Below are 17422 nucleotides of genomic sequence, written 5' to 3' on the forward strand. Positions count from 1 at the left end.
TCACAAAAACAGAAAAACTCGGTAAAAAATGACCGCACTTTATATAGATAACATTTGACAGCGCAGGCGCATATTCCTACTATTCACCGCATTTATTTATCACACATAATTAATGGAACCCCACAGTGAAAAACACAACCGAATTACTTAAAAAATCCCTCGCCGAACGTATTCTCATTTTAGACGGCGCCATGGGCACGATGATCCAAAAATATAAACTCACCGAAGCGGATTTCCGTGGTGAACGCTTTAAAGAAAGTGCGGTCGATTTACGCGGTAATAATGATTTGCTGACCCTCACTCAACCGTTACTCATTTCCGCCATTCACGAAAAATATTTAGAAGCCGGCGCAGACATTATCGAAACCAATACATTCAGCTCCACCACTATTGCGCAAGCGGATTACGACTTGCAATCTATTGCTTACGAACTCAACTTTGCCGGCGCAAAACTGGCACGTTTTGCGGCGGATAAATACAGCTCGCCGGAAAAACCAAGATTCGTCGCGGGAATTCTCGGCCCGACTAACCGCACTGCGTCCATTTCCCCGAACGTAAACGATCCGGGCTTCCGTAACGTCACCTTTATGGAATTAGTGGATGCCTATTCAGAAGCCACGCGCGGCTTAATCAAAGGCGGTGCCGATCTAATTATGATCGAAACCATCTTCGACACGCTAAACGCCAAAGCGGCTATTTTCGCCATTGAAACCGTGTTTGAAGAATTAGGTGTGGAATTGCCGATTATGATTTCCGGCACCATTACTGATGCTTCAGGCCGTACCCTTTCCGGACAAACCACCGAAGCGTTCTACAACTCGCTTCGTCACGCTAAACCACTGACATTCGGTTTGAACTGTGCTTTAGGTCCGAAAGAACTTCGCCAGTACGTTGAACAACTGTCTAAAATCAGCGAAACCTACGTTTCCGTCCACCCGAACGCGGGCTTGCCGAATGCCTTTGGCGGCTACGACCTCGGCGCAGAAGACATGGCGGCACACCTAAAAGAATGGGCTGAAAGCGGCTTTGTGAACATTATCGGTGGCTGTTGCGGTACCTCGCCGGAACACATTAAAGCCTTTGCCGAGGCGGTAGAAAACATCCCGCCGCGCAAATTGCCACAAATTAAAACCGCCATGCGTTTATCGGGTTTAGAGCCGCTCAACATTGATGATGAAAGCCTGTTCGTGAACGTGGGCGAACGTAATAACGTGACAGGCTCGGCAAAATTCAAACGCTTAATTAAAGAAGACAAATTTGCCGAAGCCATTGAAATTGCCATCGACCAAGTGGAAAACGGCGCGCAAGTTATTGACGTGAACATGGACGAAGCCTTACTCGACGGCAAAAAATGCATGACCCGTTTCCTCAACATTATGGCGACCGAACCCGATGCGGCCAAAGTGCCGGTGATGATCGACTCCTCCAAATGGGAAGTGATTGAGGCGGGCTTGCAATCGGTGCAAGGTAAACCGATTGTGAACTCCATCTCGTTGAAAGAAGGCGAGGAAATCTTTATCGAACACGCCAAATTGGTGCGTAAATACGGCGCAGCGGTAGTCGTGATGGCGTTCGACGAAGTGGGACAAGCGGACACCGAAGATCGCAAAGTGGAAATCTGTACCCGTGCGTATAACATCTTAGTCAACCAAGTCGGCTTCCCGCCGGAAGACATTATTTTCGACCCGAATATTTTTGCCATCGGCACCGGGATTGAAGAACACAACAACTACGGTGTGGATTTCATCAATGCCACAGGTCGTATTAAACGCAGCTTGCCACACGCCAAGATTTCCGGCGGTGTGTCAAACGTATCCTTCTCCTTCCGAGGCAACAACGTGATGCGTGAAGCCATTCACGCGGTATTCCTCTATCACGCCATCAAACAAGGCATGGACATGGGGATCGTGAACGCAGGACAGCTCGCGATTTACGATGATCTTGATCCTGAATTACGCAATGTGATTGAAGACGCCGTCTTAAACCGCACGCCGGATGGCACGGAACGTTTACTGGATATTGCGGAAAAATATCGCAACCAAGGCAACGATGAAAGTGCGGTGGATTCTGTCGCCGAATGGCGCACGTGGCCGGTGGAAGAACGCTTAAAACACGCCCTCGTGAAAGGCATTACTACACACATCATCGAAGACACCGAAGAAGCACGCCAGACACTACCAACGCCGTTGGAAGTGATTGAAGGCCCGCTCATGGCAGGCATGGATGTGGTGGGCGATTTGTTCGGTGACGGTAAAATGTTCCTCCCGCAAGTGGTGAAATCCGCACGCGTAATGAAACAATCCGTGGCGTATTTAGAGCCGTTTATCAACGCCACCAAACAGAAAGGATCCAGCAACGGTAAGGTGGTGATCGCTACCGTGAAAGGTGACGTGCATGATATTGGCAAAAACATCGTGAGTGTGGTGTTGCAATGTAATAACTTTGAAGTGATTGACTTGGGCGTGATGGTGCCGGCGGATAAAATCATTCAAACGGCTATTGATGAAAAAGCGGATATTATCGGCTTGAGCGGTTTGATTACGCCATCTCTTGACGAAATGGAATACTTCCTCGGTGAGATGACCCGCTTAGGCTTAAGCCTGCCTGTGATGATTGGCGGTGCAACCACCTCCAAAGAACATACCGCCATTAAACTTTATCCAAAATACAAACAACATGGCGTGTTCTATACATCCAATGCTTCACGCGCGGTAACGGTTTGTGCCACCTTAATGAACCCGGAAAGCCGTGCGGCATTGTGGGAGCAATTCAAGAAAGATTACGAAAAAATCCAACAATCTTTTGCTAACCGCAAACCGTTGCGTAAACAGCTCAGCATTGAAGAAGCGCGCGCCAACCGTTTTGACGGCTTTAGCGGCGAATGGGCGGATTATGTGCCGCCAACGCCAAAACAAACGGGCATTGTGGAATTTAAAAACGTACCAATTGCCGAACTACGTAAATTTATCGACTGGTCACCATTCTTCCGCGTATGGGGCTTGATGGGCGGTTATCCTGATGCGTTTGATCATCCGGAAAGCGGACAAGAAGCCCGCCGCGTGTGGAATGATGCGCAAGCGATGTTAGATGCTTTCGAACAAAACCACAAACTTAACCCAAGCGGCGTGTTGGGTATTTTCCCGGCGGAACGTGTGGGCGATGATGTGGTGTTATTCTCCGATGAAGACCGCACGCAAACCATTGGCACGGCTTACGGCTTACGCCAACAAACGGAACGTGGCAAAAACAGCAAAAGCCAATTTAACTTTGCCTTGAGCGACTTTATCGCTGATCGCGAAAGTGGCAAAAAAGACTGGATGGGTATGTTCGCCGTGTGCGCCGGCGTTGAAGAAATGGAGCTAGTGGAAGGCTACAAAGCCGCCGGCGACGACTACAACGCCATCTTGCTACAAGCCGTAGGCGACCGCCTCGCCGAAGCCATGGCGGAATACTTGCACTTTGAGCTACGCACCCGCATTTGGGGCTACACACAAGAGGAATTCGACAACCAAGGCTTAATCAATGAAAACTATGTCGGCATCCGCCCTGCACCGGGCTATCCAAGCTGCCCGGAACATACCGAAAAAGCCTTGATTTGGGATTTATTAGAAGTAGAACAACGCATCGGCATGAAACTCACCGAAAGCTACGCCATGTGGCCTGCAGCCTCCGTCTGCGGTTGGTACTTCACCCACCCGGCAAGTAACTATTTCACTTTAGGTCGCATTGATGAAGACCAAGCTCAAGATTATGCCAAACGTAAAGGTTGGGATGAGAGAGAGATGATGAAATGGTTGGGTGTGACGATGAAGTAGGATTAATTGCTTATTAAGGAAGGCGTATGACTTTAAATGTATTTATTAGCTATGCAAAAGAAAATCAAACCATAGCAGAAAACTATTATAGTTGGTTAGAAAAAGAAGGATTTTCTCCTTGGTTAGATATAAAGAAACTAAAAGGAGGACAAAATTGGGAATTAGAAATAGATAGAGCATTACAAAAAGCTAATGTCGTAATGCTGTTGATGTCTTCGACAAGTGTTAGTAAACGAGGTTTTGTACAAAGAGAAGTAAAAGATGCTTTAGATAATCTAAGATATAAGAGACCAGAAGATATTTATATTATTCCGATAAAGATAGAACAATGTGATGTTCCCGATTACATATCGAACAAAATTCAATTTATTGATAATATTAATAATGAAAACTTTGAGCATATTAAAAATTCATTGTTGTCAGCAGCAGAGCAACAAACAATATCTGTAGATATTGGAACAATGTTTGGACCGTATCTAATCCAAAATAAAGAAATTAGAGAATCTTGGGATGATAATTTAGGATATGATATTGATATAAGCTATCCATCATTTAATGATGGTGTAAATAAAAAATCATTATCTGAATTAAATTCATTTTTTTCAGGTAGAGCAATCAAACAGCTTATTGAGTTAAGACAAGAAAAGCTTGAACAATATGATAATATTACTGAATGGCATGCAGATTTAAAAAATGAGTATTCTGAAGGGTTTGGAATTGCCTTTGCCTCTAAGAATCTTTTATCTTTATCATTCGATATATATTTATATTCTTCTGGTTCTGCACATGGTAACTTTGGATTACAAACATTTAATTTTGATACAAGAGACTCATTAATTAAATTGAGATTAGAACATCTATTCAAATATGATACAAATTATCTTGAAAGAATTAGTGATTTAACGATTAAAAAACTCTGTCAAGAATATTGGGAAAGAAGTGGAGAAAATGCAAGTGACGAAGATATAAAATGGTTTAAAGACGGAGCATCTCCAAATGCTAATAATTTTGAAAATTTCTTAATAACAGAAAATGGAATCATATTTTTGTTTCCTCCATATCAAGTAAGCTCTTATGCAATGGGGAAATGGTCTATTGAAATTCCTTATTTTGAATTAAGAGATTTATTAAAAGATGGTGTACCAAAAATGTATTTTGATTAAAAATTCTCCACGATGACGCCCCTCCTATGATAGCGCAAGCGTCCTCGCTTGTGCCTCTAATCTAACAGTGCGAAAAAATCCAACGAATTTTGAATATTGGTTTTGCCAACGGCTTATGAATAAAATTCGCAATGTTTTCCTTAAGTAGCACCAGCGTGGACGCTGGCGCTATCTTTCCTTATTAGCACAATCTGTTGAGCACGCTTTCCAGCCCCCTCTGTTGGCGCACTCTTCTCAGCGTGTGCCTAACTTCAATAAAAACACCTCAAAAACTCACCGCACTTTAATTCCTAGGGCACGCGTTGGGAAATGTGCGCCGGCATATAAGTTTAGTGAATAATTTTCTCCCTAGTTTTTTTACTCTCTAACGCTCACATTGTGAAAAGCATATTCTAAAAATAAATAGCAAAATAATTTTTAATTAAGTAAAATTCTTTGAAATTTAACCACTTGTAAGGAACCTATGAAAAAAATTATCTCTTTGCTTTGCTTAGTATTAGCTGCTTGTTCTAGCAATAAGACCTCATCTTCTCCTGAAGAAATAACATACATTTCAGAATCTTCAGGAATGCACCATATCAGTGATGATATCGTGTATATTCGAGATATTATCAAAACGCCGGATAACAAAATTTATTTACTTGGTGATACCGAAGATTACGAGTTTTCAGGGGCTGAAATAGAATATCTTCGACCTTTGTTACAATCTGAATACATCACCCCGATGTTAAAAAAGGAAGACAAAAATTACGACCTTAGTATAAGTATTTATGCTGATCGCAGCCATAATAATGTCCAGTTAAAATATCGTCTTTATATGCCGGTTAAGCATATAAAAACGTTGCGCCAAGGTATTCAGGGACTAAAACCACGCTGGACTAACTATTACAACGATGGTCGATGCAATACAGATGCTTTCTTCTATCCAGCACCTGCTGATTGCAAAGGAAAAGAACGCCCAACTCAACTCGTATTTGAAATAGATGCCAAAGAAGATAGACTTAATGGGAAAATCGTAAAACTAAGTAACCGAGATGATATTCTGAAAAATCCATCTCTTCCTATTGCAATAAGATCGTATGTATATAATTACCGTTTAAAAACAGATAAAGAAAAACGTTCGGAAAAATGGGAGAATACAAAAGAGGCTGTCAAAGACGGGGTTAAAGATACGCTAATGATTATTACTGCACCAATCTGGCTTCCTCTCTATAGCTATGGTTTCAGTCGCAGAATCGGTTAATTAAAATAACTTTATTTTCAATAGCACCAATCCATCTGTTGGTGCTATTTTTTCTTTCATCTCATACCTTCTCGACATTTAACAATTCCTATAAAAATAAATAGCAAAATAATTTGCTATTCAGTAAAATCATTTTAAATCCAAATACTTATAAGGAACCTTATGAAAAAAATTATCTCTTTGCTTTGCTTATTATTAGCAGCTTGCTCTAGTAACAATACGCCACCCGCTTACGACAGTACAACGCCCTTTTACAAATATATGACTCGCTTGGAAAGTGAAGAAATATTGATTCGAGGTGCTGTTAAAACACCGGATAATAAAACTTATTTGCTTAGTGATAAAGAAGATTATGAGTTTTCAGGCGTTGATGCGCATTACCTACAACCATTGTTCCAACCTGAATACATGACAAAGCTGTTAAAATCCAATAGAAGTGATGATAAATTTTCTTTAACGCTTGCCTTTGCTGCTGACCGTAGTAATAACAATGTTAAAGCATATTATAGAATGACCGTACCGATTAAATACCTTAATACGCTTCGTCAGAGCCTAAAGGGATTAGAGCAACACTGGCAGGTATTCTATGAGGCTGGTGATTGTGTGGCAAACGATTTTTTCCATAAAGAACCTTCAGAATGCAAAGGGAATAAACCTAGAACCACAATTACCCTCTATATGGAAAAGGGAGATACGCCAATAATCAATGGGCGTATAGTGAAATTGAATAACCGTGATGAAATTTTGAAAAAATCCTCACTCTCTATACCAATACCTGCGTATCTTGATAATTTTCGTCTAAAAACAGACGAAGAAATTCGAACAGAGAAACGGGATGAAATGAAAAAATCAACCCAAGATGGAGTAGAAAAAGCCGTAAGCATCATTACTGCACCAATCTGGTTACCTATAATGATATGGGCGGGTCCTGTTATGGGCAAGTAGTTAATACCATATTTTAGTTTCTTTTAATGGCGCACACCAAGATCTGTGCGCCTAATTTCAATCAAAATGCCTTAAAAACTCACCGCACTTTATTTAGTTTTTATGGCACGCGTTAGGAAACCACAGGTGTTCGAAACATTGTAATGTATTGATTTAACTTAATTAAATTGGACTTCTATAAAGTTGTTTTAGGAAAATTCAATCTATGAAATTCTTCAAAATCATAAAATACCCAATTTAATTTGAGATTTTTCATTACAAAATTCTTAAAAAGTAGCAATCTTTAGCTACTTGTATATTTTAAGTTTTCTATAAAAGACTTATTTTTTATAAAAAAGAGTCATTTTTATAACTTAATTAATTGAAAACATTAATATTTTCAATGTTTCGAACAGCTGTGGTTAGGAAACGCGCACCAGCACATATAAGTTTAGTTAATAATTCTCCTCTTGATGGCGCCAGCGTCCTCGCTTGTGCCTATCAACTGAAAGTGCGGTCAAAAAATCCAACGGATTTTGAATATTGGTTCTGCCAACAGACTATGAGTAAAATTCGCAATGATTTTATTAAACAGCACCAGCGTAGACGCTGGCGCTATCTTTCCTTATTAGCACAATCTGTTGGCGCACGCTTTCCCGCCCCCACGATGGCTCACACTTCCTAGCGTGTGCCTAATTTCACTAAAAAACACTTCAAAAACTCACCGCACTTTATTTATGTTCTTGGGCACGCGTTGGCAAAAGAGTGGTATAATCCCCGCCTAATTTTGGTAGTTGATTTCCAATTACAACAAAATCGTTGGAACTTCATTGCTGACACTTTCCAAGAATCATTCTGTAAACCGACAGTCTCAGCAACTAAACTATCGTGTAGCCGACAGTGTTTTCAATCATACTTCTCTTGAAATTGATACCATGAACAAACTTAAAATGATGCTATTCACTACGGCGTTGGTGAGTTTATTTGCATGTACAACAACGCCGCCCAAAAAACCGCTGAAGACCAGATTTTTAAAGGATAATATTAGCCAAGCAGAATTAAATAATGCCCTTAATTACAAGCGATATCATTATCGTTGTAAGAACTCGGAAACAGGGTCAACCTCATATTTGGCAACCTACTTTCCTCTCTCGGTAGAGAGTCGAATGAAAGATAATTTCGGTTTTTATTTCCAACTGGACGGCGGCAATGCGATGCCGTTTGATCATCTTGCGAATAGAGCATTAAATGCGCGTGGTAGCCGTTTTGAAGTACTTTATCAATCGTACAACCCTATTCAAGGAAGCACTGTTGATTTGGTGGCGCGTGAACATAGTTCCGTTTATTACAAAAACTATCAAGGCACGCGAAAGGCTTGGTTGAATTGCCGGGGCGGATAGATTGGTTTGCTTGATGGTGCACGCTTCCTAGCGTGTGCCTTATTTCAACAAAAACACATGAAAAATGAACCGCACTTTATTTAATTTCTAGAGCACAGGTTGGAAAACGCACGCCAGGATAAGAATCAACTGTCTAAAGTGTGGTGACAAAATCTGAAGGCGCGAATAACTCAGTAAAGTGATGTATGAGTAAAAAAATTTCATCTTTTTTGAGGCTTCTTGAGCCCTACCTTTGGATAGTTTTTTCCAACTTCTCTACTCCAAAAATTTCCTGTTTCTCAGGATCAACTTCTACCCTCACGCCTAACGCTTTCGCGAGATTTTCCGCATTTAACACCGTTTGAGTTTCTCCGCAGGCAACCACGTTGCCTTTATTGAGCAAAATCACTTCATCACAAAATTTGTACGCCAAAGAAAGATGATGAATTGCTACCACGCAAGTATGCGTTGGGGTGAGAGATTTGAGCTGTTCCATGATGTCGATTTGGTAGTAAGGATCGAGTGAGGCAATTGGTTCATCGGCAAGCAATAGGGGCGCCTCTTTAATGCAACAACGGGCAAGTTGCACGCGGGCTTTTTCGCCGCCGGAAAGTTGTTGGAAAGGCTTATCTAATAAATGGGTAACAGAAAACGTTTCAGAAATCGACCGCACTTTTTCCTGTTCTTTGGCATGCGCCAACGTCTGCGACAGCCCGAGCGTAATGACCTCATACACGGAGAGATCCCAATGAATCTCGGTGCTTTGCGCAAGGTAAGCCAACTGTTGGCTTTTTTGTGTGGCGGTCATGGCGCTTAATTTGTATTCGCTAAGCCAAATGTCACCGCTTGAAATCGGCAGAATGCCTGCAATACTTTTGAGCAAGGTAGATTTGCCCGCGCCATTTGCTCCCATAATACCGACCAATTTGCCTTGTGGAATTTGACAGCTGACGTTGGTTAAACCATAAGCTTGGGAGAGATTATCGATTTTGATCATAAGGTTACCTTGCCAATTTCCGTTGTTCCGTCAATAAAATCCAAATCAAACACGGTGCGCCGATGATAGCGGTAAGCGTGCCAATGTAGATATGGGAGAAAAGCGGAATATATTGCACGCTTAAATCTGCCGCCAATAACAGCAATGCGCCGATTAACGCGCTGGTGACATAAAGCTGTGACGGGCGTTTTTTTAGCAAAATCCGCGCAATATGCGGTGCAATTAAACCGATGAAACCGATAGCGCCGGTTTGCGGAATCGTGGCGCCGACCAATAATGCCGCACCGAAGGTGGTGATGAAAAAACTGCGTTTCGGATCAACGCCCATGGTAGCCGCGGTTTCTTCACCGAAAGTGAGTAAATCTACATAACGGCGTTCATAATAAAGGCAGGCAACGCCAAGTAACGCCATGGGCAAAGAGATCAATAAGGTGTCTAACTTCGCCCACACCAGAGAACCTTGTAGCCAACGGTATAATTCTGCCAATGCCCACGGGCTGTCGGCGTTGGACAGCAACAAGGCAATAGCCGAGCCCAGCAACATATTCACTGCCAGCCCGCTTAAAATCATCATGGTTGTGCCATAGTTTTTGGCGATGAGATAAACAATTAAAAAGCTCGCCAACGCCCCTGCCACGCCGCCGAACAGCAACACCGTAAACGGCACCGCGAAATAATACAAAAGAAACACGCCGGCCGCAGTCGCCCCTGCGCTACTGCCAAGCAAGCCCGGGCTTGCCAACGGATTTTGGAAAATTCCCTGCATGGCATTGCCCGCAAGCGCAAGGCCGGCGCCGGTTAAAATCGCCAAACCAATGCGCGGCACACGAACATCCCACAACACAAGCGAACGCATATCGGTCAGTACACCGTCGGCATTTTTGAGATGAGCAAAATCGCCGAGTTGGTGGTAGAGCGCCAATCCGACAATGAGTATTAAAAGTAATGAAAGCAAACCGTTAAGATATTTTTTCATTTAAAGTGCGGTCTTTTTTATGAATGTTTACGGACGAATATCAATTTCGGCGTTATGCACCACCGCATTGAATAGTTCGTCAATTTCCTCATTGGTCACAGCAATGCAACCATCCGTCCAATCTTGACGCAAATGTTGACGTCCGATATTAACGAATTTATTCGGCAAACCGTGGATTTTAATTAATCCACCGGGAGATTTTCCTTGCGATTTCGCATAAGCCTTGTCTTCTGCATTTGGGTATGAGATGCCTAAATTTTTGTGATAAGCGCTATTGGGATTGCGCTCATTAATGCGATAAATGCCTTCCGGTGTTTTCTTATCGCCCTCAAATTGTTTATGTCCAATAGGCGATTTACCGAGAGAAATCGGATAAATCTTTACTAATTTATCTTGATTATACGCCCACATTTGGCGCTCGCTTTTCATCACAATTAAGCGGGTAATAGGTGTATTTTGAGGCAATGGTTGCGTGTTTAGCACCTGTGGGGCAGCCTCTTTTTCCCCTTTTAAAATCTCATCGGGCATAGGGTTAAGTTTTGAAAATGCAATGCCGCCTAGAATTCCGGCAAACAACAATAAAGTAAATATAACTTTCTTCATTTTACATTCCCTAAGTGTGAAGATGCATGATACTGAGAATAAATGCGTTCCGCCCCTTGCCACACGCCATGATCAAAGCAATAAATATATTTCATCGGAATGCGAAAGTGCGGTCGATTTTCAAAGTGTTTTTTCACCAACGGATGCGTGAGCAATTCCGCCTGTTCGTTATAACTTTGTTGATCACTGATTTCTATTAGCCAATTGGGCTGTGCAAGCAGCATTTTTTCGAGTGAGAAATTTTGTGGCGTGAGCGTATTTTTCAGCGGCGTTAAACCAAGTAACGCTAACAGCAGGTTATATTGCGGGAAAACAGGTTCCACCACGCCGGTTTCCGACAACATTAGCGTATCGGTATGCGACAGGTTCAGTTTAGTGTGCTGTGATTTTAATTTTTCCACCAACTGTTCCGCATGGGCTTCATTGCCGGTGAGTTTGCCCAGTTGTAACATCAGTTCAAACAATTCTTCGGGTGTTTGCAGGCTGTCATTAATCGGCACGATTTTTACGCCAAGGCGTTTTAAATCAGCGGCCAATTGCGGATAAAAGGTTTCATTAATCAACAGCGTTTTATCCAGATAAGGTAATAACGCGGTAAGTTGTGGTTCAAGGGTGGGTTTGTCCCGATTAATTTTATCCAACATCATGCGTGGATTTTGAGAATAAGGCGACATCGCCGCGATTTGTTCCGGACGGGCAATTTCCGCAAGCAGACGGTCGCTGCACAAGGTGAGCGAAACAAATTGCTCGGCGTGTGCAGAAAAGGAAAGAAAAAGTGCGGTTAAAATTACGGGTATTTTTTTCATGTAAGTCAGGCGGACTTTAGCCCGCCATGATTAAAAAATTCGGCGGACCAAAGCCCGCCTTACAATTAGAATGATCCTCTTAATCCAACATAAACATGACGTCCGTCTTGACCATAGCCAAGGACGTTTTCGTATTTTTTATTGAATACGTTGTTTAAGTTTGCATAAATCGTCAAGTTATCAACTACTTTGTAGTTCACGCCTAAGTTCGCCAATGTATAAGATGGCAATTTCACTTTATGCGTGCTGTAGGTTGGCGAATAGTAGGTATCCATACGTTTTCCTGTATAAGAAACATTCATATCCGCACCCAATTTTTCAGTAATTTGATAGGCAAGTCCGGCATTAGCCAAGTGTTTTGGACGACGTGCTAACTCGGCCCCTTTGCTGTCTCTGGTTTGAGTGTAGGTGTAGTTTGCGTAAGCGCCTAATGCATCGGTAATTTTACTGTTGTAGGCGACTTCAACACCTTTCACTTTACTCTTACCTTCAAGGTTTACGGCACGGCTTGTATAGGTTGTGAAGTTGATCACTTCGCTACTAATCGCATTTTTCACGTTGCGGGCAAAATAAGTTACGTCAAGGCTGTGACGGTTATCATCTGTTTCAAATAAAAAGCCAACATCGCCACCAAAACTTTTCTCCGGTTGTAAGCCTGGATTGCCAATATAGCGAGCATTGTAACCATAATATTCAGTGATCGTTGGGTTTTGAATCGCTGACCCTAAGCTGGCGTGGGCTTTGACATTATTATGTAAACGGTAAGCACCCGCGATGCGACCTGTCCATGAATTTTCGTATTCGGAACTGTCAGTGTAACGACCACTGATATTCAAACTATGATCTGCATCATGCAATAAGCGATATTCTGCCGCTAAACTTTTCTCAACAAGCTGTTTGTTGCCTGCATTGTTGAAATAAGACGAGTTAAAATCTGTTTTTTGATAGTCAGTTAAGAAACTTAAACCTTGCGTGATGGTGCCTTCACGATCGAAATTGACATCTAATTGGTAGTTCGCATTGAATTTTTTCGCATCGTAAGCAGATGCATAGCCAACCGTATCGCTGTCGGTTTTGATATGGCTTACACCAACTTTGTGTTTGAGCAATTCATCGTTATTACCTAAGAAACCACTTAATTTGAATAAGGTGTCACGTGTGCGGGTGTAATGACCTTTTTCATCTGTTGCACTGTTATCAAAATTAGCGGTTTGGCTGCTGTGAGAGGTTAAGAAATCAAAACCTTTTTGGTTATCATCATAGCCGAAACGAAGGGAAGCGTTGTCACGGTGGAATTTATCACGTTCGCTTGAACCGCCAGTGCTGACTGCCGTGCCATCCTGCGCGGTGTAATTAAAACGCTGTTTGCTGAGTGCTGAAATGCCTTTGGTGTGGTGGCTGTCGCCGTGTAAAGCATAATAAAAACCATTGTTTGAACCGGAAAGTGTTAATGAACCATCAAGTGTACGGTTCGAGCCTGTGCCAAAATCGTAATCCACATTGAAGGTTTTGCCTTTTTCGAGGCCTTTTTTAGTGGTGATATAAATCACACCGCCCATGGCATCACTTCCCCAAAGGGCTGATTGCTCACCACGCAATACTTCGATGCGGTCGATGTTGCTTAAGGCTAAACCACCGAAATCAAAGCCGTAACCAGAAACCGGGTTCACTTTCACACCATCAATAATCACCGCCGTGTGGTTTGCATCAGCACCACGTAAAAACACATTAGTTAATGTACCACGGCCGCCGGAAGCGCTTACCGCTAGGCTTGGCACAGTTTTCAACACATCACTCACATAAGTCGCGTTACGCTCGGCAAACTCTTTTTCAGTGAGAACGGTAACAGATGAGGCGGTTTGATCTTGGTTAACCGGCGTGGCATAAGCAGAATAAACCATAACGGGGTCTAATTCGGTTTTTGTTTGTTCATCAGCGAAAGCAAAAGCCGATAAACTGAATAACATTGCAGTCGTAATAAGATTCTTCTTCATTTTAAATTTTCCAATATAAAGACAAAATTCACCATAAAAAAATGGCGCTCTTTTCAGGCGCCACATCATAGCATAAAAGGGAAAAATTACTTACCGCTTGCCACAAAATCTTCAATATTTTGTGCCACTTTATTGACTAACGTGGTAACGGCGGAATCACTTGCCCAGGCAATGTGAGGTGTAATTAATAAATTTGGCAGGCGTTTTGCCGCTTGGATTAACGGATTGTCTTTTTCCGGTGGTTCTTTTACTAACACGTCTAACGCCGCACCAGCAATTTTGCCGTTTTCTAGCGCATCTAACAGAGCTGCTTCATCCACCAACGGCCCGCGGCCTGTATTGATTAAATAAGCGGTCGGTTTCATTAATGCCAAGGTTTCCGCATTGATTAAATTTTTAGTAGTCTCGGTCAATGCGCAATGTAAAGTCACGATATCCGCCTGTTTTAGCACGGTTTCAAAATCCGTATAACCTTCACGAATTTGGCTCGCGCCTTTATGTTCCGCATACAAGACATTCATGCCCAATAATTGAGCCAAACGCCCGATTTCAGTACCTAAGCAACCTTTACCAAAGACCCCCAACGTTGCGCCGCGCACATCCGTAATCGGGTAATCGGTGTAACAAAATTGTCCGCAAGTCGCCCAACGGTCGGAGGTAACTTGATCGCGGTGATATCCCACCAAGCTGTGCTTTAAGGCGAAAATCATACCTAACACATGCTCCGGCACGGTCACACTGGAATAGCCTGTGACATTTTTCACCGCAATGCCTAAGTCTTTCGCTGCGTCCAAATCAATGTTGTTGGTGCCGGTGGCAGTAATGGCGATGAGTTTCAATTTCGGCAAACGACTTAATAATTCGCGGTCAAACACGACTTTACTGGTAATCACAATGTCCGCATCTTTGGCTCGTTCAAAGGTTTCTTCAGGCGAGGTGCGGTCATATTCAATCCAATGATGAGGGAAACTTGGGCGGGGAATATTGTGGGTGGCAGGGATACCTGTGCGATCTAAAAAAACAATATTCATCAAATACTCCTTTTGCTATTAACAATTTCTTAACGGGACTAATAACTTAAAGAAGCCTTGAAACAAAAACAAGGGATTCGCAGATTTTTTGTAATTAGTGTGATCTTGATCTAAAAAACGTGCTGAAAAACAACCGCACTTTTATGTGCTAATCTCACGATAGTTGTAGCCAGTTGCGCAAAATCTGCTCGCCAAATTCGGAAATATAAGATTCCGGGTGAAATTGCACGCCATAAATAGGCAACGTTTTGTGTTGCATTGCCATAATCACGTTGTCATCACAACGCGCAGTGATTTGTAATTGGCAAGGAAAATTGTCCTCACTTACCGCCCAAGAGTGGTACAGCCCGATTTGAAAAGTCTGCGGCATATTTTTAAAGAGAAGAGATTCCGCCACACACTGCAACGGCTTGGCTTGCCCATGACGCGGCGAGGGCAAATTGTATAATGCCGCGCCAAAATATTCGCACAGCATTTGATGCCCCAAACACACACCCAAAATGGATTTATGCCGGTGATAACGAGTTAATAAATCAAATAATTGCGGATACGCCCGTGGCACATCAGGGCCGGGGGAAATCAACACATGAGAGAAATGTTCCACCGCATTTAAATCCAACGCATCCACGTTCATCACTTGAAAGGGCACCGCCAAACGGCGAATTAAATCCACTAAATTGAAGGTAAAAGAATCGTGGTTGTTGATAATAAGCAATGACATGAAATCTCTCTCGGTTTTGGGCTTGATAAGGCGCTAAAGTATATAATTCTAAGCTAATTTACGCTAAAATTTTTGTCGTTTTTTTTCACGAGATAAGGTTATGTGGCAAGATTTTATTCAACAAGCGAACCAATTCGGCAAATCCAAACGCCCTTTTTTCTTTTTAATCGATTTTGAGCAACAAAAACCAATGCTTTGCCCGTTAAATGAAACGGCTACACAAGACATTTATGTGCAATTTCCCGCTTATCGTAATCTCGATTGGCAGGAAAGGTTGCCAACGGAAGCCTTTTATTTACGCAAGCACCCCATGGATTTTACCGCCTATCAACAAGGCTTTGAATTAGTGCAACGGGAGCTACATTTCGGTAATTCCTATTTGCTTAATCTCACCTATCCAACGCCTATTGAAACCAATTATTCTCTGCGCCAACTGTTCCAAGCAAGCCAAGCCAAGTATAAATTGTTGTTTAAAGATCAATTTGTGTGTTTCTCGCCGGAATGTTTTGTGAATATTTATGATAACCGTATTTTTACTTATCCCATGAAAGGCACTATCGACGCTACGCTGCCCTATGCCCAAGCCATCTTGCTCAATAATCCAAAAGAACAGCGGGAACATTACACTATTGTGGATTTAATGCGCAATGACTTAGCCACCGTGGCAAAAAATATTCACGTGACGCGCTTTCGTTATGTGGAAGAAATCCAAACAGAACGCGGCGCCATTTTGCAAACTAGCTCCGAAATTCGTGGTGAATTGGCGGAAAACTGGCAGAAAAAAATCGGTTCTCTTCTTGCCAAACTGTTACCTGCCGGATCTATCAGTGGCGCCCCCAAAGAAAAAACCGTACACATTATTCAACAGGCCGAACAACAACCTCGTGGCTATTACACCGGTATATTCGGTATTTTTGATGGGGAAAAATTACAAAGTGCGGTGGCAATTCGTTTTATTGAAGACACAGAAAAAGGCTTTGTTTTCCGCAGTGGTGGGGGCATTACCATTCAAAGTGACGCACAGGAAGAATATCAAGAATTGATTCAAAAAGTGTATGTGCCGTTACAGAGGGCTTAACCATGGAATTTCCTTTATTTGAAACCCTTGCCATCGAACAAGGCAAAATCCTCAATATCGAACGTCATCAACAACGCTATGAACGCAGCTTACAAGCATTTTATGGCGACAAAAGTGCGGTCGTTTTTCCAAACGTTTTTCAACTTGCTGAGCATATTCATGTACCAGCGGAATTATGCAATGAACCGCTTATTCGCTGCCGTATCGATTACAACGCCGAGCAAATCCAATGCCGGTATTTTCCTTACACCCGTAAAACCTACCGAACATTTAAACCGATTGTCTGCGACCACATTGACTACGGGTTAAAATACGCCGACCGCACCTTGTTAAATGAACTGTTAGCGCAAAAAGGCGACTGCGACGAAATCCTCATTATCAAAAACGGTTACGTCACAGACTGCACCATCGGCAACCTCATTTTTCGCCAAAACTCTCAATGGTTCACTCCCGACACACCGCTACTCGAAGGCACTCAACGGGCAAAACTCTTAGCACAAGGACGCATAAAAGTGCGGTCGATTTTGGCTACGGATTTACACTTATTTGAGGAGGTGAGGCTGATTAATGCGTTGAATGGGTTGGAAGAAACTAAACGAAATTAATCTGTGATGATAGTACTCAATGTCATTTTATTCGGTGTTATGTAACAAATACACAAAACGCTTGCTGAGCGTGTCGAAGCATTAGTT

General features: G+C 42.5%; 14 protein-coding genes. 7 read left to right on the top strand and 7 right to left on the bottom strand.

Translation table 11 applies throughout. From position 1 onward, the window contains the following. Positions 1–125: 125 nt before the first annotated feature. The 5 genes from metH to DK428_RS01385 all read left to right on the top strand — a co-directional run bounded on the left by metH (position 126) and on the right by DK428_RS01385 (position 8545). Entirely contained in the window at positions 126–3815 is a 3690-nt protein-coding gene (metH, locus tag DK428_RS01365) for a methionine synthase (RefSeq protein WP_109063715.1), read from the top strand. A 26-nt stretch (positions 3816–3841) separates the two neighbouring features. Continuing rightward, entirely contained in the window at positions 3842–4978 is a 1137-nt protein-coding gene (locus tag DK428_RS01370) for a TIR domain-containing protein (RefSeq protein ID WP_109063716.1), read from the top strand. Between the two features lie 463 nt (positions 4979–5441). Beyond that, positions 5442–6221, top strand: a complete 780-nt coding sequence (locus tag DK428_RS01375) for a hypothetical protein (RefSeq protein ID WP_109063717.1) — start codon at positions 5442–5444, stop codon at positions 6219–6221. 162 nt (positions 6222–6383) lie between these two features. Then, positions 6384–7166, top strand: a complete 783-nt coding sequence (locus DK428_RS01380) for a hypothetical protein (protein WP_109063718.1) — start codon at positions 6384–6386, stop codon at positions 7164–7166. 914 nt (positions 7167–8080) lie between these two features. Then, positions 8081–8545, top strand: a complete 465-nt coding sequence (locus DK428_RS01385; protein ID WP_109063719.1) for a hypothetical protein — start codon at positions 8081–8083, stop codon at positions 8543–8545. 226 nt (positions 8546–8771) lie between these two features. On the opposite strand, the gene DK428_RS01390 is transcribed toward DK428_RS01385, so the two are convergent. The 7 genes from DK428_RS01390 to DK428_RS01420 form a co-directional block, all read right to left on the bottom strand. Further along, positions 8772–9521, bottom strand: a complete 750-nt coding sequence (locus DK428_RS01390) for an ABC transporter ATP-binding protein (protein ID WP_109063720.1) — start codon at positions 9519–9521, stop codon at positions 8772–8774. 4 nt (positions 9522–9525) lie between these two features. After that, a complete protein-coding gene (locus tag DK428_RS01395) occupies positions 9526–10497 on the bottom strand; it encodes a FecCD family ABC transporter permease (protein WP_109063721.1) in 972 nt (323 codons plus the stop codon). Between the two features lie 27 nt (positions 10498–10524). After that, positions 10525–11100 carry a L,D-transpeptidase family protein gene (locus tag DK428_RS01400; protein WP_109063722.1) on the bottom strand — a complete coding sequence of 192 codons (576 nt, stop codon included), beginning with the start codon at positions 11098–11100 and terminating at the stop codon, positions 10525–10527. Next, positions 11097–11906, bottom strand: coding sequence for a substrate-binding domain-containing protein (locus DK428_RS01405; RefSeq protein ID WP_109063723.1), 810 nt, complete (start codon positions 11904–11906; stop codon positions 11097–11099). Before DK428_RS01405 ends, DK428_RS01400 begins: the two co-directional genes overlap by 4 nt. 65 nt (positions 11907–11971) lie before the next feature. Further along, the gene (locus DK428_RS01410) at positions 11972–13900 is read right to left on the bottom strand and encodes a TonB-dependent receptor plug domain-containing protein (RefSeq protein WP_109063724.1); all 1929 of its coding nucleotides are present in this window, start codon (positions 13898–13900) and stop codon (positions 11972–11974) included. A gap of 86 nt (positions 13901–13986) precedes the next feature. Continuing rightward, a complete protein-coding gene (locus DK428_RS01415; protein ID WP_012771417.1) occupies positions 13987–14931 on the bottom strand; it encodes a 2-hydroxyacid dehydrogenase in 945 nt (314 codons plus the stop codon). Positions 14932–15085: 154 nt separating this feature from the next. Next, entirely contained in the window at positions 15086–15652 is a 567-nt protein-coding gene (locus tag DK428_RS01420; protein WP_109063725.1) for an anthranilate synthase component II, read from the bottom strand. Positions 15653–15752: 100 nt separating this feature from the next. On the opposite strand from DK428_RS01420, the gene DK428_RS01425 reads away from it, so the two are divergent. Together DK428_RS01425 and DK428_RS01430 are read left to right on the top strand one after the other, a co-directional pair. Next, positions 15753–16730, top strand: a complete 978-nt coding sequence (locus DK428_RS01425) for an aminodeoxychorismate synthase component I (RefSeq protein ID WP_109063726.1) — start codon at positions 15753–15755, stop codon at positions 16728–16730. A gap of 2 nt (positions 16731–16732) precedes the next feature. After that, positions 16733–17335 carry an aminotransferase class IV family protein gene (locus DK428_RS01430; RefSeq protein WP_109063727.1) on the top strand — a complete coding sequence of 201 codons (603 nt, stop codon included), beginning with the start codon at positions 16733–16735 and terminating at the stop codon, positions 17333–17335. Positions 17336–17422 lie beyond the last annotated feature (87 nt).

This window comes from Aggregatibacter kilianii (genome assembly GCF_003130255.1).
Lineage (GTDB): Bacteria > Pseudomonadota > Gammaproteobacteria > Enterobacterales > Pasteurellaceae > Aggregatibacter > Aggregatibacter kilianii.